The organism is Bradyrhizobium sp. INPA03-11B, from assembly GCF_040446015.1.
In the GTDB taxonomy this organism is placed as follows: Bacteria; Pseudomonadota; Alphaproteobacteria; order Rhizobiales; family Xanthobacteraceae; genus Bradyrhizobium; species Bradyrhizobium macuxiense_A.
The window spans coordinates 40,399-65,931 of sequence record NZ_JASGSR010000039.1; the positions used below are offsets into that span (position 1 = coordinate 40,399).

The following is a 25,533-nucleotide window of genomic DNA, read 5'->3' on the forward strand; positions in this document are numbered from 1 at the left end:
GAAGCTCGGCGCCGCTGCCGCGATGCTCGGGAACTTTTCACGCTGAAAGGTCAGCACAAATTCCCGGCAGCCTGCCGGCCGGATTGCCGGTTAGACGGCCGTCACATTCCCGATATAAAGAACGCAGGTTCGCTGGCTGGAAGGCTAAACCGCACAGACATCCTGGCCGAATTTCACCCGCGGTCACTTTGGGCCGAAGCAAGGTTATGACGGCAGTTGGATCATATGGTGCACGCGCGGGCGCTGCGATCGGCGCCGACGCTCCGGGGAGCTCCGCAACGCCGCGGTATCTGTTCGGGATTTGTGCCGCGCTGCTGATCGGCAGCATCTGCGCGGTTGCCGCGCAGCAGCACGAGACGGTTGCCGCATCGGCGCCGATCGCGTTCAACATCCCAGCCCAGCAGCTTGCCGGCGCGCTGCAGGCCTATGGCGAGCGAACCGGCGTGCAGGTGCTCTATGAGAGCAATTCTGCAACCGGCCGGAAGTCAACGTCGGTCGAAGGCAGCCTCACGCCGGAGGATGCACTGAACCTGCTGCTGACGGGAACCGACCTCAAGGTCCAATACATCCGTCCGGACGCCATCACCCTCGCTTCGCGCAGCGTGCGCGCTGACCATCCGCCGGCGAGCCCGCTTGCGACCGCGGATCTGTCGCTCGGCACGCTGCAGGTGCGGGCGAGCAGTGACGGCAACGACGCCGGCGCGCTGCGCGACTACAGCGAAAGCCTGCAGTTCGACATTCAAAAGGCGTTGCAGAAGAATATCGGGTCGCGCGGCGGCAGCTATCAGCTCGTTGTCGATCTGTGGATCGATCCCTCGCGCACGATCCAGCGAACCCAGCTGTTGCGCTCGACCGGCGATCAGAACCGCGATGCAGCCGTGACCGCGGCGCTGCAAGGACTGACCGTCAGCCGGACGACGCCCGCGAACGCCTCGCAGCCGGTGCGGATCGCGATCCGGGTGAAATCGTTCCAATGAGCGCCAACGACACCAGCGGACCCGGCGGCGCGCGCGGCATGAGGCCGATGACGCTGCTGTTCCATCCCGAGGATCCGAGCGCGTGGACTTCGGGCGAGATCCTGCGCCTGCTGCTGGTGCCGGCGATTGCAACGCTGTTGTTCGTCGGAGGAATCTACTGGATCCGGCTGCAACCGCCGGCTGGACCGGCAAGCCGCGAGCAGAGCTCGATCGTCCAGGTTCGGCTGCTGCCGAGCCCATCGCCCGCGCCGATTCCGGTTGCGCCGGTGTCGCAGCCGCAAACCGCGACACTCGCGAGCCGGACCGAGGTGTCGCTGGAGAGCTCGGATCCGCCGATCGACAATCTGACCGCGGCCCCGGCGCGGGAGCCGATGCCGGCGGAGCCGGCCGTGCCGAGCCTGCGTCCGACGCCGTCGCCTGCCGATGCGCCGCCCAACAGCGTCGCGGTGAAGTTTCAGCAGACGATGCTTCGTCACGTGGCGCGCTACCAGCGCTATCCGAATGCGGCGCGGCTCGGGCGGCTGCACGGCGCGGTCGAGACGCTGTTCTCCATGCAGCGGGACGGCACCCTGCTTGAAGTCTGGGTCAAGACCAGTTCGGGACAGGCCGTGCTCGACAAGGCGGCCGTCGACGCGATCCGGCGGGCGCAACCGCTGCCGTCGATCCCGTCGGCGCTGCCCGACCGGCTGAATATCCAGATCACCCTGGTGTTCGACCCGGCCTGATCGGATCGCGCGGCACCGTCGGCGCGCTGATCAAAGAGCGCCGGTTCATTGTTTGGATGTGACCGCGATGCACCAGCTTGCGTGCCGTTCGGTGTCGACTTGTTGCCGTCATAAATGTGTTGTGCCCGGCCGTTACGAGATTGGCAGCTTCAAGAACAATGCAATCTGGATATCAGGCTGGTGTCTGGGAGGCCGCGAAACGTGGCTGAAATCAATCGAGTGCGGCTGCGGGGCCAGCTGGCAGACAATTACGACGGTCTCGTCAAGAAATTAACCCGCCGTCTGGGATCGTCGGACTTCGCGTACGAAGCCCTGCACGAGACATTCCTGCGGCTGGAGCGGGTCACGGACGCCGTGCCGATCCGCAGCCCCGCCGACTATATTTTCCGCATCGCGATCAACATCGCGCGGGATCGCCAGAAGGCGCAGAATCTCCGCGTCAGCGCGGCCGAAATCGATTCATTGCTTGATGTGAGTGACGACGGACCAAGCCCGGCGAGAATCGTCGAGGCGCGATCCGATATTGATGCCTTCAAGCGGGCGTTGGCCGAATTGCCGGAGCGGCCGCGCGATGTACTTTATAGTATTACGATCGAGGGACGGACGCCGCACGATGTGGCGACCCGTCTCGGCGTCAGTGTGCGAACGGTGGAAAGCGATTTGAAGCTGGCCCTGAGCCATTGCGCCGATTGCCTCGACTATACTTTGATCCGTCGTCTCGGCGGTCCTCGTCCCCGTTCGTGATCGAATTCGCCGCGGCCGCGACGCGCGCAGTCAACGCGCAGCGCGCCGTCGAAATTTGTTGCGCGGAACTATTTCCAACGACTGCAATCGTTTGACCTGAAATCAGGGGTCACAAGCTGCAGGATTTTCAACCTTTGTTCTGCGGGATAGCAGGCTTTCCGTCGTCTATAGAGTAGAGAGCGATCGCATAAGGACCGTTTGGGTGCCTGGGAAAGGTTCGCTGGAAGTGTTGAGCCGCTTGAAAACAGGTTCAGGCCCGATCGGTCCGGCAGGCAGTTGCCGCGCTGCCATATCGTGCGCGACGCCGCGCGGGCTGCGATTGCCGGATGTTTCTGCCTGCGTTGTCCGCAACGGCCGATTGCGGTGCCCTGCTGCCGTCGGAATCGTCTATATAGCGACCTTCGCTATGTGCTCGACGCGAGGAGCTTGAGGTTTGGCGAGCAGGGTGATGAGCGATCCGTCGTGACCGAGCCGACCCGCACTTCCGGGCCCGATCCATTGCTGGATGAGGCGCTTGACTGGGTTGTTCGGCTGAAAGCCGGTGCGCCGACACGCGCCGACGTCGACGCTTTGCAACGCTGGCGCGCGCAAAGTCCCGACCACGAGGATGCGTTCAGGAGGGCGGCCCGGCTGTTTCGCGCCGCCGGCGTCGCGGCAAAGGAGCTTGCCGAAGAACAGGCCGCAACCGCTTCCGTCGTGGCGTTGCCGACCCGGTCGTCGCGCCTGTTGACGCGCCGCATCGTGCTCGGTGGCGCGATTGCCGCTGCGGCCGGCTACATGATGATCCGTCCGCCACTCGACATGTGGCCATCGATCGACGAGCTCTCGGCCGACTACCGGACCGGAAAGGGCGAACAGCGCAAGGTGATGCTGGCGCCTGACATCTCGGTTGAATTGAACACCCAGACCAGCCTGGCGCTACGGCCCGCGCCGAACGAGATGCGGGTCGAACTGATTTCGGGCGAGGCCTCGGTGGTCGCGCGAAGGTCGTCGTCGACGCCGCTGGTGATGCTGGCGCGGGATGGACGCATCAGTGCCCTGCAGGCCGATTTCAACGCGCGCTGCCTCGACGGCGTCGTTTCGGTGACGTGCCTCGACGGCATCGTCACCGTCGAGCAGGACGGCCACTCCGTGCAGCTCCGCAAGGCCGAACAGGTCAGCTACTCGCGCGCGGGCTTGCAGGCATCGCTTCCGGTCGACGCCAAGCAGGTCGCGGCCTGGCAGACCGGATTGTTGATCTTCCGCGACCGGCCGCTGGCGAGCGTGGTCGACGAGGTGAACCGGTACCGCGCCGGAAAGATCATCATCACCAATGCGGAACTGAAGCGCCGGCTCGTCAACGGCACATTCCAGGTCGACAAGCTCGACAATTTCGTCGCCCAGGTCGAGCAACTGTTCGGCGCGCGGATCACATCGCTGCCTGGTGGTGTGGTGCTGATGAGCTGACCAAAGGGCGTTTTCGAGCGAAGCCTGTCCCGCACTTGATGCGGGATGGCTACCGGGTTCGCGTGAAGAAAACGCGACAAGAAAGATCCAGCGCGCCGTTCGCTTCAATCGGAACGGGGACCAATCGAACGAATCGATGCCGCGTCGCTCGATTTCCTGACAAACCAAAAATTTATTCCGCGATGCCGCAGATTCTTTTGCGGGTTTGCGTTCGCCCAGACGTCTTCTGAGTAAGGCGTCGTTATCGCGGCCTTCCCGTCGCGATGGCGCGCGTCTGCGCGAACTAAGTGGGACGTCTGTGCGTAGTCGAAGACATCATTGGGTTTCTGGGCATCGTCCGCGATGTCGGGTCGGGTTGCTTGTGTCGGCTGCGGCACTCACCGTGGCTGGCTCCATAACAGCCGTCGCTCCGGCGCATGCGGCGAAGGAAGCAGCGAAGGATTCTGCTGCGAAGGATTCTGCGGCTGCCGCGCCGGCAGCGGGCAAGCAGCCGGCTCAGGCGAACGCGCCGGCGCAAAAGCCGTCGGCGCCGCTGCAGCGCTTCGACATCGACGACTTTGCCGTGCAGGGCGCCGAAAAGCTGCCGCAGGTCGAGATCGAGGAGGCGATCTACCCGTTCCTCGGTCCGGGCAAGACTTCGGAAGACGTCGAGAAGGCGCGGGCCGCGTTGGAGAAGGCGTATCACGACAAGGGTTTCCAGACCGTCAGCGTCGCGGTGCCGCAGCAGAACGTGACCGGCGGCGTGGTCACCCTCAAGGTGACCGAATTGAAGGTCGGGCGGCTGCGGGTGAAGAACTCGCGCTATTTCGATCTCGACCGGATCAAGGACAGCGCACCTTCGCTGAAGGAAGGCAGCGTTCCGAACTTCACCGATGTCACCAAGGACATCGTGTCGCTCAACCAATGGCCGGATCGCCGCGTCACCCCGGCGCTGCGTGCCGGCGTGGCGCCGGGCACCGTCGACGTCGACCTCAATGTCGAGGACAAGGCGCCGTTCCACGCCAGCCTCGAAGCCAACAACCGGCAATCGCCGTCCACCACGGCGAGCCGCGTCTCCGCCACCGTGCATTACGACAATCTGTGGCAGCTCGGTCATTCCCTGAGCTTCACCTATCAGGTCGCGCCGGAACGTCCGAGCGATGCCGAGGTGTTCTCCGGCTCCTACATGGCGCGGATCCCGAACGCCGACTGGCTCAATCTGTTGTTCTACAGCGTGAAGTCGAACAGCAATGTCGCGACGATCGGCGGCACCAACGTGGTCGGTCCGGGCATGATCATCGGCGAGCGCGCGGTGATCACCCTGCCGACCCGCGAAGGCCTGTTCCATACGCTGTCGGTCGGCATGGACTACAAGCATTTCGACCAGACCGTAAAGCTCGGCACCGACGGCTTCTCGTCGCCGGTCACTTATTATCCTGTCGTCGCGAGCTATGGGGCGACGTTCCAGGACGAGAAGTTCACGACCCAGTTCAATGCCGGCATCACCTACAACATCCGGACGCTGAGCAGCCCGTGGGACGAGTTCGACGCGAAACGCTTCAAGGCTTCGCCGAGCTTCACCCATTTCAACATGGACGTCTCGCATACCCAGGAGCTGCCGGAAGGTTTCCAGCTCTACGGCAAGGTGCAGGGGCAGATCGCCGACGGTCCGCTGGTCTCGAGCGAGCAGTTCAGCCTCGGCGGTCTCGATACCGTTCGCGGCTACCTCGAATCCGAGGTGCTCGGCGACAACGGCGCGGTCGCCAATTTCGAGCTGCGCACGCCCAATGTCGGCAGCATGCTGCAAGGCGAGCTCAAGAGCGAAACCGGCGACGGCAAGCCGCGCTTCGTCACCTTCAACGACTGGCGCTTCTTCACGTTCATGGACGGCGGGTACGCCTCGATTCAGCAGCCGCTTCCGGGGCAGGAGTCGTCATTCGTCGCATGGAGCTACGGCGTCGGCACGCGATTCAAGACGCTCGAATATTTCAACGGCATGGTCGCGTTTTCGGTGCCGGGCGTTACTCAAGCATACACGCACGCCAATAGTCCGCGCGTGAACTTCCGAATCTGGGGTGAATTCTGATGGGGATGGGTCTTGCTCTCGAGCGACGCACGCGCCGGCCGGCGCTGCGCCGAGGTATTGCGAACGTCGCGACGGCGTTGTTGTTCGGGCTCGTCGCCCTGCTGACGACGCTCGCACCGGCGAATGCCTGGTGGAACGACGAATGGTCGCTGCGCAAGAAGATCACGGTCGACGTCAGCGCGTCGGGCGCCAACGTCACTGATCCGATCGGGGCGACGCCGGTGCTGGTGCGGCTGCATGTCGGCAATTTCCGCTTCAGTGCGGCAAAGGACGACGGCAGCGATCTGCGGTTCGTCGCCGGCGACGACAAGACGCCGCTGAAGCATCACATCGAGAAGTTCGACTCCCTGCTTGGCGAAGGCCTGGTCTGGGTTGCGGTGCCAAACATTGCGCCGGGCGCACGGACCGATATCTGGCTCTATTACGGTAACAAGAAAGCGCTCGCGACCAGCGACCCCAAGGGAACCTACGATCCGGACACCCTGACGGTCTATCACTTCAACGAGCGTGGCACGCCGGCGATCGATTCCTCGGTTTGGGCCAACAACGCGCAAAGCGTCGGCCAGCCGGCGGACGGCTCGCTGATCGGAACCGGGCTGCGGCTCGACGGCCGCGCGCCGGTGACCGTGCCGGCCTCGCCGTCGCTCGCATCGCCCGATGGCGCCGCGCTGACCTGGTCGGCCTGGATCAAGCCGGCCGCGCTGCAGCCGAACGCCGCGCTGTTCAGCCGGCGTGATGGCGCCAACGCGCTGGTGATCGGCGTCGATAATGGCAGCCCGTTCGTTGAAGTCACCAAAGCGGGCACCGTGCAGCGCTCGACTGCTGGAGCACCGGTTGCGGCCGGCAGCTGGCATCATGTCGCCGTCGTTGCGGCAAACGGCCAGGTCACGCTCTATCTCGACGGCGTATCCTATGCCGCGCTCAGCGCGAGCCTGCCGGCTCTCAATACTGTTGGCCTGATCGGAGGGGATTCGTCGACCTCCGCTTCTCCGATCGCGCCTGCGACGGCCCCGTCCGCAGCAACACCGTCAGTGCCCCCTGATGCGTCGGCTGCGGACGGTGGCGCCGCGCCCGCGGCGACGCCGGATGCGGCGGCAACGCCGGCACCGGCGCCCGCCGCCGCCATGGCCGGCTTTGTCGGCGACATCGACGAGCTGCAGATCAGCAAGGTCGCGCGTCCCGCCGGGCTCATCAAGGTGATGGCGATCGGGCAGGGCCCCGACCAGGCCAAGCTGATGGCCTTCAGCGTCGATGAAGAGACCGCAAGCTGGCTGTCCGGCTACTTCGCGGTGATCCTGAAGTCGGTGACGCTCGACGGCTGGGTGGTGATCGGCATTCTCCTGATCATGGCCGCGATCAGCTGGGTGGTGATGATCGACAAGGCCTCGTATCTCAACAAGCAGGCCAAGGCGAACGCCCAGTTCATGAAGGGCTTCCGCGAGATCGCCGCCGATCTCACCATGCTGGATCGCGGCGATGCCGACGACGTCTCGACGCTGGGCGGACGGCTCACCGAAGCCGACGCCAAGATGATGCGCTCGTCCTCGCTCTACCGCATCTACCACATCGGCGCCGCGGAGATCCGTCATCGCTTCAGCAACTCGCAGCGCGCTCCGGTGCTGTCGGCGGTCTCGATCGCGGCGATCCGCGCGGCGCTCGACTCCGGCGTCGTCAAGGAGATGCAGCGGCTCAACCGCATGATGGTGGTGCTGACCATCGCGATCTCCGGCGGACCGTTCCTCGGCCTGCTCGGCACCGTGGTCGGCGTCATGATCACCTTCGCGGCGATCGCGGCGAGCGGCGACGTCAACGTCAATGCGATCGCGCCCGGCATCGCCGCGGCGCTGGTGGCAACCGTCGCCGGTCTCGGCGTCGCGATCCCGGCGCTGTTCGGCTACAACTACCTGATCTCCCGGATCAAGGACCTGACCAACGACATTCAGGTCTTCGTCGACGAGTTCGTGACCAAGATGGCGGAATTCTATTCCGCCGACCGGCCGGACCCGATCGAACACCGCATCGCCGCGGAGTAACGGCGATGCAGATCCAGGCCGATTCCAAACCCTATGACGACATCAACATCACGCCGATGTTGGACCTCGCCTACGTGCTGCTGGTGATCTTCATCATCATGACGACCGCGACCGTGCAGGGGCAGAAGGTCAATCTGCCGAAGGCCTCGGCGGCGCCGAGCCTTGCGACCCAGACCACCAAGGCGATCACGGTCGCCAATGACGGCAAGATCTTCCTCGACACGATCCCGGTCACGCTGCCCGAGCTCGAGCAGCGGCTGGTGCAGCAGAAGGCCCTGACGCCCGAGTTTCCCGTGGTGCTGCGCGGCGACGCGCAGGCGCAGTACCAGAGCGTGATGGATGTGTTCGACCTGCTCAGCCGCATCGGCCTGAGCCAGGTCGGTCTCGCCACCAAGCCGCTCGTGAAGTGAGCGGGCCGGAAGCGACGCCATGATCACCCAGCCAGCACCCTTCCCACTGACCGAGCGCAGGACGCTGCGGTCGTGGCTGAGCAGCATGATGCGATCGCCCGATCAAGGCTGCAATCACGGCTGCGATGCCATGGATGTCACACGCGCCGAGCCGGCGTCGCAGGCGTCGATCCGCGCCGGTATGGGCGCGGAGCTTCCGCTGGCGCCGGTCGCGGCGGACGTGCGCGAGGAACCGCGCGGCGAGGTGGTGGCATTTCCGCTCCACGGCGAGGCGCTGCTGGTCAAGCTCGCGGATGCGTTGCGCAGGTACGTCGCCGGCCGCGAGCCCGCTGACGATCCGTTGTGGCTGACGATCTCGCGCTGCCCGTGGGCCCGCCTCTCGATCGACGCGTCGGCCTATGTGGACTATTTGAGCGAGATTGAGACCTTTCACGCCGCGATCGAAGCAGGCCCCGACACCAAGGTCATCCTGAAGACCACGGACTTCGGCGCGCTCGCGAGCTTCGTCACGCAGTACGTCAATGACAGGTTGCGCGATCGCGCCTCGGTGGAGGCCGCGCCATGAACGCGCCGATGCGGGACCAGAACGCGCAGGCCGCGCGCGCCACGCCGCCGGCCGATGATCACGAGGCTGCTGCCGCGCCTGCACCTGCCGCGGCGCCGGCGCCCGCCCGCAACAGCACGGCGGCCCGCAAGGGCGAGCGCAATGCGCTGCTGCGTTACGGCGCTGTTGTGGCGGTGGTCGCATTGTTCCTTGGCGGCATCGTCTATTTCTTCCTTGGCCGCGATGACATGCCGCCGCCGCGTCAGGTGCGCGATCTCACCATCGTCAATGTGACGCTGCCGCCGCCACCTCCGCCTCCGCCGCCACAGCCGCAGCCCGAGCAGAAGATGATCGAGCAGCCCAAGATGGCGGAGCCCGAGTTCAAGGAAGAGAAGCCGGTCGACAAGCCAAAGGACGAGCCGGCCAAGGACGCCAAGAACGACGAGCCGCCCGGTCCGCTGTCGCTCGATGCCAAGCCGACCGGACCCGGCGATCTGTTCAATCTCGGCGGCAAGCCCGGCGGCAGCCCTTATGGCGGTGGCGGCGGAGGCGGCAGCCGCTTTGGCTGGTACGCCACCATCATCACCTCGCAGATCGAGGCCGCGATCCGCGCCAATCCGAAGACGCGCAACATGGCGACGCAGATCCAGGTGCGGCTGTGGGTGGACGGCTCCGGCCACATCACCCGCGTCGTCCTGACGCCGTCGTCCGGCAGTACGGAGGTCGATGCAGCGCTTCGCAACGAGGTGATCGGCAGTCTGACGCTGCGCGAACCGCCGCCCAAGGACATGCCGATGCCGGTGGTCACGCGCGTCACCGCGCGGCGGCCGAGCTGATGATCAACCGACGACCAACCTACGAACGACCAACCTGCGAACTTCAATTGTGCGAGTGAGAACTGGGGGACTGATGTTTAAGAAACGAGCTCACGCAGAATGGCGCGCGTTGCCGCTTGCGGTGTCGCTGGGCGCGCTTGCCTGCGCAACGCCGGCCGTGGGCCAGACCGCGGACCAGGCTGCCGACCAGGCTCCCGCCGCCGCGGCGAAGCGCACCGATGTCAAGAAGCCGAAAGTGTCGAGCACCAAGCCGACATCGTCGAACGCCACCGTCAACCTCGTCAATCTGCTGGTGCAGCAGGGCGTCCTCAAGGAGGAGCAGGCCCAGGCGCTGATCAAGCAGGCCGAGGACGAGGCCTATGTCTCTCGCCAGGCCGCAAAGGATGCCACGGCCAAGGCTGACGACGCCACCAAGGCCGCAACCGCGGCCGCCGCGGCGGCGCAGCCGCCCGGCACCCGCCACGTCACCTACGTTCCCGAAGTCGTCAAAAGACAGTTACGGGAAGAGATTAAGCAGGAGGTGATGGCCAAGGCGCAGAAAGAGAACTGGGCGTCGCCCGGAACCTACCCGGAATGGGCGCAACGCATCCGCTTCTACGGCGATGCGCGCGTGCGCTATCAGGGCAGCTATTTCCCTGCTGGCAACGACCAGGCCGGCGCCGCCAACTACAACGCGATCAATTCCGGCTCGCCCTATGACATCTCAAGCACCACGTTCGGGCCGACCTACGACGCCACGCAGGATCGCAACCAGTTCCGGTTCCGCGGCCGGCTCGGCATGGAAGCGGATCTGCTTTACGGGTTCTCGGCCGGCTTGCGCATTGCGACCGGCGAGAACAACTCGCCGGTGTCGACCAACCAGACCCTTGGTGGCGGCGCGGGCAACTTCTCGAAGTATGGCGTCTGGCTCGACCGCGGCTACATCAACTGGCAGACTTGGGGCGATGACCTCAGGATCTCCGCGGGCCGTATCGACAATCCATTCTGGTCGCCGACCGATCTCGTCTGGTACAAGGAGCTCGGCTTCGACGGCTTTGCCGTTCAGGCCAAGCACGAGGTGTGGGAAGGCTTCACGCCGTTCGTGGTGGGTGGTGCGTTCCCGATCTACAACACCGATTTCAACGCCGGCAACAATCTGCCGGTCGATCCGAGCAATCTGAATTCACCGCCGAGCAAGTTTCCGAGCCACGACAAATGGCTGTTCGGAGGCCAGGCCGGTTTCAATGCCCGCTTCAGCCCGGAATACGCATTCCGCTTCGGCGTTGCGTTCTACGATTTCGACAACGTTCAGGGCCAGTTCTCGAGCCCTTGCAGGATCACCTCGGCATCTGACGTCTGCAATACCGACCTGACGCGGCCGGGCTTCGCGCAGAAGGGCAACACCTACTTCCCGCTGCGTCAGATCATCGCCGATCCGATCGGGACGGGTAACAATGGCGGCCAGATCAATCAGTTCGAATATTTCGGACTGGTCAGCCAGTATCGCCCGGTAGTCGTCAGCGGGCAGCTCGATCTCGGACATTTCCATCCGGCTCACATCGTGCTCGACGGCGAGTATGTCTACAACACCGCGTTCAGCCGCTCGTTCATGAACGCCGCGGCCGCAACCTACGGCGTGCTGATGAACAATCGCGGGCCGAGCCCGGATGGCGGCACCACGCCCGGCGCATTCAACGGCGGCAATCAGGGCTGGCTCGGCCGTGTCACCGTCGGCAACCGGGAGATCAAGCATCTCTGGGATTGGAATGTTCACGCCGGCTACAAATACCTGGAATCCGACGCCACCATCGATGCCTTCGCCGACTCCGACTTCGGTCTCGGCGGCACCAACCTCAAGGGCTATTTCGTCGGCGGCAATGTCGGTCTCGGCGAGAATGTCTGGGCAACCTTGCGCTGGATGAGCGCCAACAGCATCGCCGGCAGCCCCTATGCCGTCGACGTCCTGCAAGTCGACCTCAACGCGAAGTTCTGACCATGCGCATCGCACTCTTTGTCCTGATGATGGTGGTCGGAGCCTTGAGCTCCGGCACCGCATTCGCCCAGTCCGAGACCGACCGCCTGCGCGAGGCCCTGCGCGGTGCGACGGCGCAGACCCGCGCGCTGGAAGACCAGCGTACGGCGATGCAAGCGAAGATCGCCGACGCCGATCGCGAGAAGGCGGCGGCCAAGAAGGAGGCCGACGACCTCAAGGCGCAGCTGAAGAAGGCCGACAAGGAACATCGCGAGGCGGTCGACGAGTTCAATCAACGGCTCGCCGAACGCGACGAGACGCTGGAGAAGTGGAAGTCGGCATATGAGGAGGCGGCCACCGTCGCCCGCGCCAAGGATGCCGAGCGCGCCAAGTTCGAAGGTGAGGCCACCGCCTACAAGGCCAGCACCAAGAGCTGCATCGCCAAGAACACCCAGCTGGTCAAGGCCGGCAAGGAGATGGTGCAGCGCTACAAGGACCTGACCATCGGCGAGATCGTGGTGTCGCGCGAGCCGATGATTCAGCAGCGCCGGGTCGAAATCCAGAACCAGCTGCAGGAAAGCCAGGACAAGTTCCTCGATCAGAAGGTGAACCCATGACGACCGCCACTATCGCGAAGCCGCTTCGCTCGATCGGCCTCGCCGCCGTCGTCGCGACCTTCGTTGCGCCGATCGATGCATCCGCGCAGGGCCAGACCCAGGCTCCCGCGCCACGCACAGTGCAGGCTCCGGTCAGGAAACCACAGCCGCAGCCCGCGGCACAGGCGCAAGCCGCCGCCACACCCGCGCCGGCTCCGGTTGCGGCCGCGCCGAAGCCCGCCACGGCTCCGGAGAATGTCATCGCGCGCGTCGGCGAGACCAACATCTCGGCCGATGATCTGCGCAGCTATGTCGCAGCGCTTGCTCCGCGTGAGCAGGCCGCGCTCGCCAAGGATCCGGCCATGCTCAGCCAGGCGGTCCGGCTGCTGCTTGCCAACCGCCTCGTGCTGCAAGAGGCGGTGGCGAAGAAGTGGGATCAGCAACCGGCCATCGCGGCGCAGCTGGAGCGGGCCCGCGAGGGCGCGGTAGTCGAGCTCTATCTGCAATCGGTGTCGACGCCGCCGGCGAACTTCCCGAGCGAGGACGACCTGCAAAAGGTCTATGAGGCCAATCGCGCCGCATTCCTCATGCCGCGGCAATTCCAGCTCTCGCAGATCTTCATCGCCGCTCCGAAGGAGGGCGACAAGGCCGCCGAGGACAAGGCGCGGCAGGAGCTCGACGACGTGCAGCGCAAGCTGAAGGCGCCGGGGGCGGATTTCGCCGCGATCGCGCGCGGCGACAACAACGCCGCCAAGGATGCCGGCGACCTCGGATGGGTTGCGGAGACCCAGATCCGCCCGGAGATCCGCAGCCAGGTGATGGGGCTCGCCAAGAACAGCGTGTCCGAGCCGATCAAGCTCGACGACGGCTGGCACATCATCAAGCTGATCGACACCAAGGCGTCCTACACCCGCACCTTGCCGGAAGTGCGCGACCAGCTGGTGCTGCAGATCCGCTCCGAGCGGTCGAACATGATGCGGCGAGGCTATCTCGCCGAGTTGCTGAAGCAGCATCCGCCCGTCCTCAACGAACTCGCGCTGTCGAGCCTGCTCGACGCATCGAAGAAGTAATACGGAGACCACAATGTCCGAGACCATCACCAGGCTCACCATCGAAGGATTGCGCGACAGCTTCCAGAGCGTCGGCTATCGCGTCGAAACGCTGACCGATCCGGTCGCCAACACGACCTATCTGCGCTCGGCGACGGCGGGGCTTGGCTTCGAGATCCGGCCGGGAAACCAGCTGGTCGGCGAGGAACAGAGCTTTGTCGACGCCACGCTGGTCACCACGCTTCAAGTGCAGGGCGAGCTGCCGCTCGACCTCGTCAATCGCTGGAACACGACGCGGCGATTCGGACGGCTGCAGTACAGCCAGCCGTTCCTGATGTTCTGCCTCGACGTCTCCGTCGCCGGCGGGGTGGCGCCGAACTTTGTCCGCGCGCAGATCGAGATCTGGGACCGGCTGGTTCAGGAGCTGATCGCCTATCTGCGCGAGGAGCTGCCGAAGCTCGCCGCGCGCAACGGCGCGGCTGCGGCCGCCCCGCAGCCCGCTGCGCCGGCCCAGCAGCCGTCGCATGAGCGCGCCGCGGAAGCGGAGGCAGTTCCCACCATCCAGTAGTCGTGCCGACGCGCGACCATCAGGACCGCAAGCGACCGATGAACGACGACGCCCCCACGATGAAGGCGATCAGCTTCCGCGGAACGCGGAAGCTGATCGATCCTGCGCGTCGTCGGGGCAGCTGCATCGCTGGCGCACTTGCATTCGTGCTTTGTCTTGCGCAGCCCGTTCATGCCGAAGGAGAGGCGCCGGCGCCGTCGTTCAGCACGCGCTTTGCCGCCGTCGACCAGGCCGAGCCTTCCGCCGACGTCATGGCAAGGCCGCCGACCGAGCCGACCAAGCCGGCCGCTCCGGCCAAGGACACAGCAAGGGATACGCCGAAGGACGCCGGCGGGAAGACACTCCCGCCTCCGCCGGCAAGCCAGCCAGCGCTGTCGGACGCGCGCATGCGCTATCGCGCGCTGGTCGAGAAGGAGGCGGCGGGAAGCGGGCTCGCGCCGGAGATCGCCGAGGCGGTGATGGGCGTGGAGAGCGGCTACAATCCCGACGTGATCGGCGGCGTCGGCGAAATCGGGCTGATGCAGCTGCTGCCCTCGACCGCGCGCATGCTCGGCTTCTCCGGCTCACTTGCCGAACTCGCCATTCCCGAAAACAACATTCACTTCGGTGTCATGTATCTTGCACAGGCGTGGCGCCTTGCCGGCGGCGACCTGTGCACCGCTGTCATGAAGTACCGCGCGGGCCATGGCGAGACCCGCTTTTCCTATCTGTCGGTGAACTATTGCGTGGCGGTGCGCGCTCGGCTGTTTGCTCGCGGCTTTCGGGTGACGGGAACCGTGCCGGTCGCAACCTTCGGTGAGCCCGGGCGCGGCGGCGGCGGTGGTGGCGGCGGATGTGGCCGCAAGTGCCTCGGCGGCGGCGGACGCGTCGGACGCGTCGATCTCGTCGCGCTCAACACGCGGCTCAACGCGCTTGTGATCCAGGCCCGGGGAGGGAAATAGCAAGGCTGCGCCTTTCATGTTCGAAGCGTTGCCCATCCTCGCTTGATATCTGCCCCTGGCTTCCTATCGTTTGAAACAGCCCTGGTTCTGCAAGGAGCAGCACCGATGAAAGTGATCATGTTGGCGGTCGCCGTTGCCGGATTGTCGGCGATGCAGGCGGAAGCGCAGACGCAGCAGCACACGCCGCTGCCGGAAATTGTCGTCGGCACACCGCCGCCGGCCCTCAATCTTAACCGCGACACCAATGGCGGCGCCGGCCGGCCTGCGGCACGAAGTGGCGGCGGCGCGCCGGCCGAGCGCTGCGGTGATGCGGCCTCGCTCGGCTGCATCAACGAGCGCTTGAAGAAGCAGGTCGATCAGGTCAATCCGCCCGTGACCAACACGCCTCCGATCGACGCGAAATCGCAGGATCTCAAGGTGGGCGTGGTCAACGTCCCGGCGGTGCATCAGCAATATGGCCGCAACTTCGGGGTCTCGGCGTTTCCCTATCGCCCGGCCGCGCCGGTTTACAGTCATCGATAATCCGCGCGAAATCACTTCTGTCTCTCACAGATCGTGACGCCGTCACATTTCTGACGATGGGCATATGGAAAATAGAGAGAGCAACGGTTTGCTGATTCCATGCGAAAATCTGACGTGACGTGCCCCCATTGCCAGGCCGGCTATCGCCGGATCGAATTGACGTCGAAGGGCGGCGTCGCCGGTGAGTTTCGATGCCTGGTGTGCGACCACTCGATCGAGCTGATGGACGGTTCGACCGATGTTGCCTTCCGGCTGACCGTGCAGCCGGGCAAGACGTCGTACGCCTATTAGCGCGTTTCAAGCGAAGTGGACATCGGTTCGCGTGAACCGTGGTCACTCCGCCGGCGGCAGGCTGACCTCGATCCTTCGCGCCTCCTGGCTGCGAAGTTCGGCTTCGCCGTCCAATCGAGACAGCATGGCAAGCGCGACGAGTGCCGCGGCGAAGCCTGCGGCAGCGCCGACGCCGAGCGCCCAGCGCGGGCCGAGATGATCGGCGACCCAGCCGACGATCGGTGCGCCGATCGGCGTGCCGCCAAGCGCAACGCCGAGCCGCAGCGCCATCACACGCCCGCGCATCGCCGGTTCGGTCGAAAGCTGCATCAGTGCGTTCGAGGTATTCAAGACCGTCAACGAGGCGATGCCGATCACGACGAGGGCGGCGGCAAACAGCCAGTAGTTCGGCGCCAGTGCGGCCAGGGTGCAGCCAACGCCGAAGATCGCGGATCCCAGCATCAACGCGACAAAGCGCGGCCGGTCGCGGGTCGCCGCCAGCAGCGCTCCCGACATCGTGCCGATCGCCATCATCGATGACAACAGGCCAAAGCCGCGCGCGTCGGTATGAAACACGCCGACCGCCATGGTCGAGATGAAGATCGGAAAGTTCAGCCCGAAGGTGCCGATCAGAAACAGCATGACCAGGGTCGTCCTGAGATCGGAGCGAGACCAGACATACTGAAATCCTTCCGTGATGCCGCCCCTGGTGCGGAGTGCGCGCGCATTCGGCCGAAGCTCGGATTTGCGCAGCAGGCACAGCGAGGTCAGCACCGCCATGAAGGACGCCCCGTTGAACAGGAACGCCCAGCCGGTGCCGATCGAGGCGATCAGCAAGCCGGCCATCGCGGGGCCGACCATGCGCGCGGCGTTGAACGAGGTCGAGTTCAGCGCGATGGCGTTCGACAGGTCTCGATCGTCGACCAGTTCGGCCACGAAGGTCTGGCGGACCGGGGCGTCCAGCGCGGCGCTGCAGCCGAACAGAAACGCAAACACATAGACGTGCCAGAGCTGCACCAGCCCGGTGACGGTGAGAATGCCGAGAATGAGCGACAGCGTGCCCATCGTCGCCTGCGTCGCCATCAGGAGCCGTCGCTGGTTGAAGCGATCGGCGGCGAGGCCCGACCAGGGCATCAGCAGCAGCTGCGGTCCGAATTGCAGCGCCATCACGATGCCGACGGCGGATGCGCTGTGATTTGTCAGCTGGGTGAGGACGAGCCAGTCCTGGGCGGCGCGCTGCATCCAGGTGCCGATGTTGGACACCAGCGCGCCGGCGGCCCAGACCCGGTAGTTGAAGCTCGCGAGTGATCGAAATACGCGTCTCATGTTCGCTGAGGGTCGTTTCCGCCGTGAAACCGTCCGAACCGCCGCGCCAGGAACAGGCCGATCAGGAGGCCGCCGAGGCCGAGCGCGGCGACGTCGCCGGTGGTCCGGAGGCCGAAGTCGCCGACGCGGCACACCAGCAGGTACCCGACGGCGAGGTTGAAGAAGCCCCATACGATGTTGACGGTCGATGAGGACAGGCCCTCGCCCGGCGGCCTCGCGAACGGGCTCTGGAACGGCTCGCCCATCATGCCGGCGACGACGTGGGGGATCGCGTTGGTGAGGAAGGCGCCGCCGAAGAAGTAGGCGATGAGGTCAAGCCAGTTCATGCGCGTGGGTCCTTCCAAGCAGATCGATGATCGCCTGCGTCGAGCCGGTTTCGCCGAGCCGCGGGAATACGTGCTCGATGCTGTAATCATGGGCGTTCGGCCGCGCATCGGTCATGGCGTCGACCGCCAGCGTGACGTTGAAGCCGGCCTCAAAGGCCTGCCGTGCCGTGGATTCGACGCCGGTGCCGGTGGCAACGCCGGCGATCACGACATGGGTAACGCCGCGGGCTCGGAGCTGGTTCTCGATATCGGTGCTGGCGAACGCGCCCCAGGTCCGCTTGGTGACGACGATGTCGCCCGGCTGCCGGTCAAGCTCCGGGAGCAGGTCGGTCCAGCCGTCGGGAAATGCGCCGCCGTGGCGCGGGCGCTCGGTTCGTCCGGGTGCTGTGCCGTCGACATTGACCAGCACGATGGGCAATCCGCGCCGCCGAAACGCAGTGATGAGGGCGCAGGCGCGTGCCACCACGTCGGCGAACGGATGGACGAAGGGCGCGCCGGCGAGCCCGGCCTGCAGATCGACGACGATGAGGGCGGTGATCGGATCGAGCGTCGTAAGGGCCATGATCGTTTCCTTTCAACCGGATATGTCTCGCGATCGGCGCGGCGTCAGTCCGCGACCAGCCGCTTCAGCAAGCCGACCGCGGCGGCGAGTTCATCCTGTTCCCGCGCCGACAGCCGTGCGGCAATGGTGCGCGACAGCCAGTCCTGCCGCGCGGCGCGGCCGGTGCGCAGCCGCTCGCGGCAAGTATCGGTGAGCGACATGATGGTCTGGCGGCCGTCATCCGGATCGGGCGCGCCGCGCACCAGGCCCGCCGCCTCGAGCGCTGCGATCGCCGAGCTCATCGACTGCGGACGCATTCCCTCCGACCGCGCCAGGCTGGACACGGTCGCGGGACCGTCCTTTTCGAGGCGCAGCAGCACCGCGACGTGGGAAGGCGGCAGGTCGTCGCGTTGACCCTGCTCGCGCAGCCGCCGTTTCAGCGTTCCGATCAACAGGCGAAGGTCTTCGGCGAGCGCGGATGTCCGCGCCGGGCCGGTACGGGCCGGTGAACTGTTCATGCCGGCATTGATGACATATATGCAGGTAAACTGTAAAGATTGTCTTCGCAGATTAGCTTCATATTGTTGTGATCGTCGGCGCTTCGGCCGGGCCTTGCTGGACCATGGCGCAACCCTGAACGGCACCTGAATCCGGTTTCCCGAGCGCATCACTTTAGATTTTGTTGTCTTCCTGCGCGCGGTCGTCGATGACTGCGCCGGCGCTCACGACGGGCGTATCTTCCCCGCGGTGGCTCGCGGAGTCCCTTCAATGAAGCATGACATTCGTTTCGTAGCGATCGGCGTGTCGATCGCTCTTGCTTGCCTCGCGCAGCCGGCAGCGGCCCGGACGTGCGAGGCGCCGCCGGCGCTGACGTCGATCGATCCGCCGGGCTTCTACCAGGATGCGAGCGGTTACGCGGAGGCCATCAAGCCGCTGCACGCGTTCATCGCGCAGGTCAACAAGGCGGCCGATGAACGCGATCTGGATTGCGTCATGGACCTGCTGGCGGGCTGGGCGCGGGGAAGTGCCCTGCTGACGATCGGCGCCAATTATCAGGGCGATTTCGAACGCTCCTGGGCCGGGACCGATTTCGCGCTCGCGCTGCTGCGCTTCCCTGCGACATCGATCAAGGCGGATCATCGCTTCCAGCAGATCAAGCCGTGGCTGATCCGGATTGCCGAGGAAACCTGCGATGCCGATCGCATCAACCACCTCGGCAACAATCTGGTCTATTGGGCCGGGCTCGATCTGATGTCGATCGGCACCCTGACGGACCGGGGTGATCTGGTCGATGCCGGCATCGCTCGCGCGCGTCAGGGCATCAGGGATATCGGCCCGCATGGCGAACTGGAGCGCGAGTTGAAGCGCGGCGAGCGCGCGCTGCACTATCACAACTTTGCGCTCACTCCGCTGGTGTTCTGCGCCGAACTCGCGAGCCGGCGGAACATCGACCTCTATGCCGAGAACAACGGGGCGATCCACCGGCTCGCCGCCGTGATCGTTCGCGCCGTCAAGGATGAACGTAGCTTCGGCGCTCTCACCCAGGTTCCGCAGCAACTGTTCCCTTGGACCTTCCAGGGCGACCTGGCCTGGATGGAGCCGTACTACGCCCGGTTTCACAGTCCGGACCTGACGGCGATCCTCCGCGCGAGGCGGCCTTTGAATAATCCACGGCTCGGCGGCAACGTGACGGCAAGCTGGGGCGCGCCCCTGCCGGATTGAGCGTCGGCGGAAGCTGTGCCACGCCTCGATGACGTGCGCTTACTCGCTCTCGCTGGTCGCCGGGGCTGCGTAGGTGTCCCGCGCACGCTTGGTCACGGCCGCATAGCGCGCCGTCGCGCTGAGGCTCATCAGGCCGGCGCGCACCAGGCCGAGAATGGCGCGTCGTGAGTGGAACGGGCCGGTCTTGCTCGCGGCATATCCGCGCGGATAGAGCTGCAGGCGGCCGGTGAGCGCTTCCTGCAACGCCACCTTCTGGGTCGCGCTCAGGCGTCGGCGCCGCGCCGGCTTCTCCGCTTCCGCCAACATGCGCAGCTCGATATCCGACGATCTCCGTGGCGCGCCCTTCATTGTCAGCTCACACCCTGGCCGACTGGCACGACGACCTTCCGCGAGGCCCGGCGCCCGGCCGGCATCGCCATGGACGCCGGCATGTGGCACATCATGGCTTGCGCTGTTGCTCATCCGTGGGACAGAACCGCATTTCGAGCGGCGGCGGCACCTGACGAAGGTCAGGATCGGTTATGACGAAAGTCATATTCGTTTGCGGCCGCTGCCGGCTTACCCCAGAGTGGGCTGCTCGCTGAGTGATGGGCAACGCATGATCAATCTGAGCGCGGATTTGCTTGCGGCCGCGGAAGCCAACGTCATCGGCCTCGCCGTCATCGGCGCCGACCGGAGCATGCAGCGGAAGATCGGCCGGCTGGTCGAATGGCTTCCCGCAATCGGCGTCGATTGCTGCGAGTGCATGCTGCTGGTCGGCATGGAAGCGGAATTGGCCGCGCTCGCCAGCGGCCAGCGGGACACGATCGCGCTGGCCGGCGTGCGTGGTGCGTCGCCTGACATCACGCAGCCGATGACGGCGGTCGTGCTGTGGAACGGCGCGCAGTCGCACTATTTCGTCATCGCCATGCCGGACTTCGCCGGACGTCAGGTGGAAACGCTGCTCGGCAGCGAGCGCCGGGCCCGCCGCCTGATGGAGCAGCAGCTCGAGGCGGCGAGCGCGGAGGTGCGCTTTGCCTCCCTGGCGCGAACGCGGCTGCGGCTGGCGCGCGATCTGCACGATACGCTGGTGCATTCGATCGTTGCGCTGCTGACCCAGATCCGGCTGATCAGGCATTATCTGTCGGCCGATCCCGCGCGCGTCGCGGACAGCCTTGCGACGGCCGAAGATGCGGCCGCGAGTGGCCTCTCGCGCGCCCGCGAGGCGATCGATCGCCTGCGCACGTCTGATGATCTGAAGCTCGATCCCGATGTCGAGGGACTGCTCAGCGACTTCGCCGCACGCAGCGGCGTCAGGGTGTCGATCCAGATCGACGAAGAGGCGCGTGCCGGCTTGCGTGATTGCGGATTGACGGTTCAGCGCATCCTCAGCGAGGCGCTGCGCAATGTCCAGGCCCATGCGCAGGCACGCCGTGTCTCCTTTCACGCCTTCGAGGCGCCGGCCGTGGTCGGCCGGAAGCTCGTCGTCGAGATCCGCGATGACGGCCATGGCTTCGATCCCGCGGTGCCTACTCCCGGACATTTCGGATTGATCGGAATGGCCGAATTTGCTGAACTTGTCGGCGGAAGCTGCGCGGTGGAGAGCGCGCCCGGACAGGGAACGCTGGTCCGGATATCGCTCCCCGTAGCGGTGCCGCCGGCGGCTGCCGGCGTGCTGGCCGATTGATGTCGTGGCCGTGCATCGGAGCGTTTTCGAGCGAAGTGGCTACCGGTTCGCGTCAAGAAAACGCGACCAACAAGATGACAGGACCTTCGAGAGGATGACGGAAGCCCGTGAGCAGGATTGAGAAGGTACGGGTGCTGATTGCCGAGGATCAGACCCTGATCAGGGAAGGTATCGCCACACTGCTTGCCCAGCAGAACGACGATTTCGAGATCCTTCCCGGCGCGGCCGATGGCGAGCAGGCCATCGAGTTCGCGCGGCGCTACCGGCCGGACGTCATCCTGATGGACCTGCAGATGCCGCGTGTCGACGGCATTGCGGCGACTCAGCGGATTCTCCGCGAGCTGCCACAGACCCATATCGTGGTGCTGACGACATTCGAGACCAACGACCTGATCTTTGAGGCGGTCAGCGCGGGTGCCAAGGCGTATCTCCTGAAGGATGCCAGGATGGAGGAGATCGCATCGACGATCCGCGCGGTCATCAACGGCCAGTCCGGGCTTTCGCCCGGTGTCGCCGCGCGCATCCTCGACGAGTTCAAGCGGCTGCGCGGCCCGCGCGTCTCGGCGAAGCTGCCGGTTCGCGACGGGCTGACGGCGCGGGAGAATGAAATTCTCACGCTGATCGTCGAGGGCAAGAGCAATACCGAGATCGGCGAGCGGCTGCATTTGGCCGAGGGCACGGTGAAGAACTATGTCAGTACCATCCTGGAGAAATGCCAGGTCAAGAACCGTACGGAACTCGCAATAAAGGCAATAACTTACTAGAAATAATTGCCCTCGACCGCACAACCAAGCGGTTGATCTTGCTGAGATTGCTCGCCTTTCTCTGGGCCGCGCCCGCAAAATTGGCTATAGGGTTGTTTCGGATTTGCTTTTTGAAGCGGCAGGTCCGGATTGCGCGGCTATGAGTAAGCAGGAAATCACCATGAAGGGTATCGAGCGCCAGACCAAGGGTACGGACGGACCGGCAGACGCTCCGGCGGCCGGCAACGGCGCGGATCCGGCGGCGCATGGCATGGCGGCGATCGATCAGGTCCGCGACCTCCTGTTCGGCGGCGCGCAACGCTCGCTCGAGACCAACCTCTCGGGCCTGCGCGAGGAGATGCAGGCATCGCTGAAGCAGATGCAGGCCGACTTCACCAACGAACTCACCGCGCTGCAGGCGAGGCTCTCCGACCTCGAACGCGACACCGAGCAGAAGCGCCTCGACTCGCTGAAGGATGTCGGCGCAGCCATCACCCAGCTCGGCACCGTCATCAGCGGATTGGGAACCGGCCGCACGGGCAAATAAGCATGGCAGCTGCTGCCGGCCAGAATCGCGAGATCGAGCAGCTCAAGACATTGCTGTTTCAGCCCGAGGCGACGCGTCTGACGTCGCTCGAGGCTGACCTCGACTCGCTGCAGCGCTATGTCGGCAATGCCGATCGGCTGGAGACGGCGACCGCCGGCATTCTGGTCGAGGCGCTGGAGCGCGCCGAGGTCAATCGGCCGCGCGAGCTCGCCACCGCGATCGCGCCGGTCGTGGTCTCCGCGATCCGCAGCGAGATCAAGAATTCGCGCGAGCAGATGATCGAGGCGCTCTATCCGATCGTCGGCCGGCTGGTCAGCGCCGCGGTTGCGAATGCGTTCCGGGAACTGGTGGCTTCGCTCGAGCAGCGCATCAATGCGCTGACCTCGGCGCAGCTGTGGGTCGGGCGCGTCAAGTCGCTGGTGACGGGGCGTCCGATCAGCGAATTCGTGCTCGCCGATCGCCCGCCGCAAATCAATCGGCTCCTGATCATCGAACGCGGCAATGGCCGCCTGATCGCCGACTGGAAGCGCGAGGCGACCGCCGACGAACGCGCCGACCTGCTCAGCGCGATGGTCGCGGCGATCCTCGAGTTCTCCGTGCAGGCGCTGGCCGGCGAAGGCAATCTACAGACGCTCGATTTCGGTGGCCGGCAACTCGCGCTGCGCGCCTCACCCCGCTTCATCCTGGCGGCGGAGTGCCTGGGGCCCCTGCGGCCCGCCGACAATGCCCGGATCAATTCGCTGTTTTTCGACGCGATCGAGCGCATCGACCGCGGCGCGGATTGCGATGGCCCGATGCTCGCCTCGCTTGCAGCCGCGATCGAAACCGACGACGCGCCGCGACGGATCGCGAGCCGGCGCGGCAAGGTGATCCTGTTTGTCGTGCTCGCCGCGGTGTTGGCGCTGTTGCTCTGGCTTGCCGCGACCTCGGTGTCGCGCAGCCTTTTGGAGCGGCGAACCCATGCGGCGCTGGAGCAGCTCGCCGTAAAGCAGCCCTTGCTGGCCACGTTCCCGCTGCGGCTCGACTTCGATCACGGCAAGGCAAGCGTGGCGGTCTCGGGCATCGAACCGGGCGACCTCGAGACGGCGCCGGTGATCGACGCGCTCGCTGCGGCCGCGGCACCGTACAGGATCGTCAACCGCATCGGGAAGGTAGCTACGCCGGAGCAGGCGGCGGCAGCGCAGTCCGGCATCGCAGGCCTGCAGCAGAGCCTAGCGCGGCTGCAGGCGAGCCTCGACCAGATGCGCGAGGCGATGAACGCACAGGCGAAGTCGGGCGACCAGAAATATGCCGGGCTGACCGAGCAGTACGACAAGCTCGGCGAGCAGTACGCGAAGCTCGGTGAGCAATACACCAAGCTGCAATCCGTGGCCGACGGCGCGGCGGCGCGGCTCGACCGCTTCATCGCCTCGACCGCGATCTTCTTCGTCAACAATTCAGACGAATTCCTCGACAATGAGCAGGCCGAACGGCATCTTCGCGAACTTGCCGGACTGCTCGCGAACCGCGATCTCAGGCTGCGGATCGTCGGCTATGCCGATCAGAGCGGCACCGAAGGCACCAACAAGACGCTGGGGCGCAAGCGGGCGGAGCAGGTGCAGCGCAGGCTGACCGCGCTCGGAGTCGATCCGTCGCGGCTGATCCTGGTATCGCGCGCCGCGACGATGCCGATCACCGACCGGCTCGACACCACCGTCGGCGGCAACCGCCGCGTCGCGTTCGAGACGGTCTATCGAGGCGAAGTGGCCCGCTGATGCTCACCGCAAAAGTCATGCTGCTCGGCGATATGGGGGTCGGCAAGACGTCGATCCTCTATCGGCTGATCTACAACCGGTTCGAGGGCCAGTACAAATCGACGCTCGGCGTCGAGATCCTGAGCCACGACGTGGTGCCGGCGGACGGCAGCGATCCGATGCGCCTCGTGCTGTGGGATACCGACGGCGATTTCGGCACGCAGATTTTCGACACCGTCTATGTCACCGGCGCATCCGCCGCGATCATCGTCTCCGACGTCACGCGGCCGCAGACGGTGACCCGCATGGTCGAGCTGGTTCGCGGTTTCGAGGAGCGCTTTCCGGGCCGGCCCTACCGGGCGCTGTTGAACAAGATCGATCTGCCGGAAGCGGCGGGCAGTGCGGGCGCGATTGCCGAGCTCGCCAAGTCGCTCGGCAGGTCGAGTGTGAAATCGGTCAGCGCCAAGACCGGCGTCGGCATCGCCGAAAGCTTCGTCGATCTCGCCCAGACCATCCGCCGCCGCCAGCTTTAGCTCAAGATGCGCGACGCGCGTTGGTGTCAGCCGTCCCGACTTCTCGGGGCTGGCGAATCGGGCCGGGACGGCTGACTTCATCGCACGTGGGGCGTACGATGAAACGCGCGCGACGTGCGGTGCCTGACCGCACGATTCTCTCTCCGACTGCACCACGCCGTTCCACACTCCGATAGTGACGATCGTCATCTTCCGCTAGGCCAATGGCCTGCCTATCGTTCGCTCCGTCACCGGAACCAGCCACGGGATCAACGGTGTCTCGGGCGCACGGAGTGAGAGAGCATGAGCATTTTTGGAAGCATCATGGGTGCGATCTTCGGCCATGGCGCCCAGGCCAAGACGGCTGAGACCACAACGACGGCGGCCCCGGGCGCAGCACCGGCATCGACATCAACATCGTCAGCCCCCGCGTCGGCGGCGCCCGGCACGCCTGCGGCGCAAACCGTCGACGTCGCGGCGATCGTCGACAAGGCGGCGGCCGCCACCGGCGAGAAGCTCGACTGGCGCACCTCGATCGTCGACCTGATGAAGGCGCTCGGTCTCGACTCGAGCCTTGCGGCGCGCAAGGAGCTCGCCAAGGAGCTGCACTACACCGGCGATACCAACAACACCGCCACCATGAATGTCTGGCTGCATCAGCAGGTGATGGCCAAGCTCGCCGCCAATGGCGGCAAGCTGCCGGCCGACATCAAGACCTGACGACCGGCCCTCCCTGAGCC

The 25,533-nt window shown here is 65.4% G+C and carries 28 protein-coding genes; 23 read left to right on the forward strand and 5 right to left on the reverse strand.

What is annotated here, in order from left to right; all coding sequences use genetic code 11:
* The first annotated feature begins 206 nt into the window (after positions 1–206).
* From QMZ05_RS18360 to QMZ05_RS18435, 16 genes are all read left to right on the forward strand, one after another.
* Positions 207–977 (forward strand): secretin and TonB N-terminal domain-containing protein, encoded by a 771-nt coding sequence (locus tag QMZ05_RS18360; protein ID WP_353702021.1) that lies wholly within the window; start codon positions 207–209, stop codon positions 975–977.
* Complete coding sequence (locus QMZ05_RS18365; RefSeq protein ID WP_353702022.1) at positions 974–1,702, forward strand: energy transducer TonB; 729 nt, start codon at positions 974–976, stop codon at positions 1,700–1,702. The genes QMZ05_RS18360 and QMZ05_RS18365 overlap by 4 nt, the downstream gene beginning before the upstream one ends.
* A gap of 201 nt (positions 1,703–1,903) precedes the next feature.
* On the forward strand, positions 1,904–2,446 hold the full coding sequence (locus tag QMZ05_RS18370) for an RNA polymerase sigma factor (protein WP_353702023.1): 543 nt from the start codon (positions 1,904–1,906) through the stop codon (positions 2,444–2,446).
* Between the two features lie 462 nt (positions 2,447–2,908).
* On the forward strand, positions 2,909–3,892 hold the full coding sequence (locus QMZ05_RS18375) for a DUF4880 domain-containing protein (protein ID WP_353702024.1): 984 nt from the start codon (positions 2,909–2,911) through the stop codon (positions 3,890–3,892).
* A 382-nt stretch (positions 3,893–4,274) separates the two neighbouring features.
* On the forward strand, positions 4,275–5,957 hold the full coding sequence (locus QMZ05_RS18380; RefSeq protein ID WP_353702025.1) for a ShlB/FhaC/HecB family hemolysin secretion/activation protein: 1,683 nt from the start codon (positions 4,275–4,277) through the stop codon (positions 5,955–5,957).
* Entirely contained in the window at positions 5,957–7,990 is a 2,034-nt protein-coding gene (locus QMZ05_RS18385) for a DUF2341 domain-containing protein (RefSeq protein ID WP_353702026.1), read from the forward strand. The genes QMZ05_RS18380 and QMZ05_RS18385 overlap by 1 nt, the downstream gene beginning before the upstream one ends.
* A gap of 5 nt (positions 7,991–7,995) precedes the next feature.
* Positions 7,996–8,400 (forward strand): biopolymer transporter ExbD, encoded by a 405-nt coding sequence (locus tag QMZ05_RS18390; RefSeq protein WP_024578845.1) that lies wholly within the window; start codon positions 7,996–7,998, stop codon positions 8,398–8,400.
* Between the two features lie 19 nt (positions 8,401–8,419).
* Positions 8,420–8,965 carry a hypothetical protein gene (locus QMZ05_RS18395; RefSeq protein ID WP_353702027.1) on the forward strand — a complete coding sequence of 182 codons (546 nt, stop codon included), beginning with the start codon at positions 8,420–8,422 and terminating at the stop codon, positions 8,963–8,965.
* Positions 8,962–9,780 carry a TonB C-terminal domain-containing protein gene (locus QMZ05_RS18400; RefSeq protein ID WP_353702028.1) on the forward strand — a complete coding sequence of 273 codons (819 nt, stop codon included), beginning with the start codon at positions 8,962–8,964 and terminating at the stop codon, positions 9,778–9,780. The genes QMZ05_RS18395 and QMZ05_RS18400 overlap by 4 nt, the downstream gene beginning before the upstream one ends.
* A gap of 73 nt (positions 9,781–9,853) precedes the next feature.
* The gene (locus QMZ05_RS18405; protein WP_353702029.1) at positions 9,854–11,752 is read left to right on the forward strand and encodes a putative porin; all 1,899 of its coding nucleotides are present in this window, start codon (positions 9,854–9,856) and stop codon (positions 11,750–11,752) included.
* A gap of 2 nt (positions 11,753–11,754) precedes the next feature.
* Entirely contained in the window at positions 11,755–12,348 is a 594-nt protein-coding gene (locus tag QMZ05_RS18410) for a hypothetical protein (RefSeq protein WP_353702030.1), read from the forward strand.
* Positions 12,345–13,397 carry a peptidylprolyl isomerase gene (locus QMZ05_RS18415; protein WP_353702031.1) on the forward strand — a complete coding sequence of 351 codons (1,053 nt, stop codon included), beginning with the start codon at positions 12,345–12,347 and terminating at the stop codon, positions 13,395–13,397. The genes QMZ05_RS18410 and QMZ05_RS18415 overlap by 4 nt, the downstream gene beginning before the upstream one ends.
* A 13-nt stretch (positions 13,398–13,410) precedes the next feature.
* Entirely contained in the window at positions 13,411–13,944 is a 534-nt protein-coding gene (locus QMZ05_RS18420) for a YbjN domain-containing protein (RefSeq protein ID WP_353702032.1), read from the forward strand.
* 38 nt (positions 13,945–13,982) lie between these two features.
* A complete protein-coding gene (locus QMZ05_RS18425; protein ID WP_353702033.1) occupies positions 13,983–14,885 on the forward strand; it encodes a transglycosylase SLT domain-containing protein in 903 nt (300 codons plus the stop codon).
* Positions 14,886–14,990: 105 nt separating this feature from the next.
* Complete coding sequence (locus QMZ05_RS18430; RefSeq protein ID WP_353702034.1) at positions 14,991–15,407, forward strand: hypothetical protein; 417 nt, start codon at positions 14,991–14,993, stop codon at positions 15,405–15,407.
* A 114-nt stretch (positions 15,408–15,521) separates the two neighbouring features.
* A complete protein-coding gene (locus tag QMZ05_RS18435; RefSeq protein WP_353702035.1) occupies positions 15,522–15,698 on the forward strand; it encodes an MJ0042-type zinc finger domain-containing protein in 177 nt (58 codons plus the stop codon).
* A gap of 42 nt (positions 15,699–15,740) precedes the next feature.
* Here the strand turns inward: QMZ05_RS18435 and QMZ05_RS18440 are convergent, their stop codons facing one another.
* Genes QMZ05_RS18440 through QMZ05_RS18455 form a run of 4 tightly spaced genes read right to left on the reverse strand, consistent with a single transcriptional unit; the run spans position 15,741 to position 18,388 of the window.
* Positions 15,741–17,003 (reverse strand): MFS transporter, encoded by a 1,263-nt coding sequence (locus tag QMZ05_RS18440; RefSeq protein ID WP_353702036.1) that lies wholly within the window; start codon positions 17,001–17,003, stop codon positions 15,741–15,743.
* The gene (locus tag QMZ05_RS18445) at positions 17,000–17,329 is read right to left on the reverse strand and encodes a hypothetical protein (RefSeq protein ID WP_353702037.1); all 330 of its coding nucleotides are present in this window, start codon (positions 17,327–17,329) and stop codon (positions 17,000–17,002) included. The genes QMZ05_RS18440 and QMZ05_RS18445 overlap by 4 nt, the downstream gene beginning before the upstream one ends.
* Positions 17,316–17,891 carry an isochorismatase family protein gene (locus QMZ05_RS18450; protein ID WP_353702038.1) on the reverse strand — a complete coding sequence of 192 codons (576 nt, stop codon included), beginning with the start codon at positions 17,889–17,891 and terminating at the stop codon, positions 17,316–17,318. Before QMZ05_RS18450 ends, QMZ05_RS18445 begins: the two co-directional genes overlap by 14 nt.
* A 44-nt stretch (positions 17,892–17,935) precedes the next feature.
* Positions 17,936–18,388 carry a MarR family transcriptional regulator gene (locus QMZ05_RS18455; protein WP_353702039.1) on the reverse strand — a complete coding sequence of 151 codons (453 nt, stop codon included), beginning with the start codon at positions 18,386–18,388 and terminating at the stop codon, positions 17,936–17,938.
* 250 nt (positions 18,389–18,638) lie between these two features.
* Between QMZ05_RS18455 and QMZ05_RS18460 the strand changes: the two genes are divergently transcribed.
* Entirely contained in the window at positions 18,639–19,592 is a 954-nt protein-coding gene (locus tag QMZ05_RS18460) for an alginate lyase family protein (RefSeq protein ID WP_353702040.1), read from the forward strand.
* Between the two features lie 39 nt (positions 19,593–19,631).
* Here QMZ05_RS18460 and QMZ05_RS18465 read toward each other — a convergent pair whose 3' ends face one another.
* The gene (locus QMZ05_RS18465; protein ID WP_353702041.1) at positions 19,632–19,898 is read right to left on the reverse strand and encodes a hypothetical protein; all 267 of its coding nucleotides are present in this window, start codon (positions 19,896–19,898) and stop codon (positions 19,632–19,634) included.
* Between the two features lie 292 nt (positions 19,899–20,190).
* Here QMZ05_RS18465 and QMZ05_RS18470 point away from each other — a divergent pair, with 292 nt between their 5' ends.
* From QMZ05_RS18470 to QMZ05_RS18495, 6 genes are all read left to right on the forward strand, one after another.
* The gene (locus QMZ05_RS18470) at positions 20,191–21,258 is read left to right on the forward strand and encodes a histidine kinase (RefSeq protein WP_353702042.1); all 1,068 of its coding nucleotides are present in this window, start codon (positions 20,191–20,193) and stop codon (positions 21,256–21,258) included.
* A gap of 107 nt (positions 21,259–21,365) precedes the next feature.
* Positions 21,366–22,022 carry a response regulator transcription factor gene (locus QMZ05_RS18475; RefSeq protein ID WP_021079504.1) on the forward strand — a complete coding sequence of 219 codons (657 nt, stop codon included), beginning with the start codon at positions 21,366–21,368 and terminating at the stop codon, positions 22,020–22,022.
* A 139-nt stretch (positions 22,023–22,161) separates the two neighbouring features.
* Complete coding sequence (locus QMZ05_RS18480; protein ID WP_353702043.1) at positions 22,162–22,548, forward strand: hypothetical protein; 387 nt, start codon at positions 22,162–22,164, stop codon at positions 22,546–22,548.
* A gap of 2 nt (positions 22,549–22,550) precedes the next feature.
* Positions 22,551–24,302: an OmpA family protein gene (locus QMZ05_RS18485; protein WP_353702044.1), complete on the forward strand. Its 1,752-nt coding sequence runs from the start codon at positions 22,551–22,553 to the stop codon at positions 24,300–24,302.
* Positions 24,302–24,814, forward strand: a complete 513-nt coding sequence (locus QMZ05_RS18490) for a Rab family GTPase (RefSeq protein ID WP_353702045.1) — start codon at positions 24,302–24,304, stop codon at positions 24,812–24,814. The genes QMZ05_RS18485 and QMZ05_RS18490 overlap by 1 nt, the downstream gene beginning before the upstream one ends.
* Before the next feature lie 282 nt (positions 24,815–25,096).
* Positions 25,097–25,513, forward strand: coding sequence for a DUF3597 domain-containing protein (locus QMZ05_RS18495; RefSeq protein WP_050419981.1), 417 nt, complete (start codon positions 25,097–25,099; stop codon positions 25,511–25,513).
* The last annotated feature ends 20 nt before the right edge of the window (positions 25,514–25,533 follow it).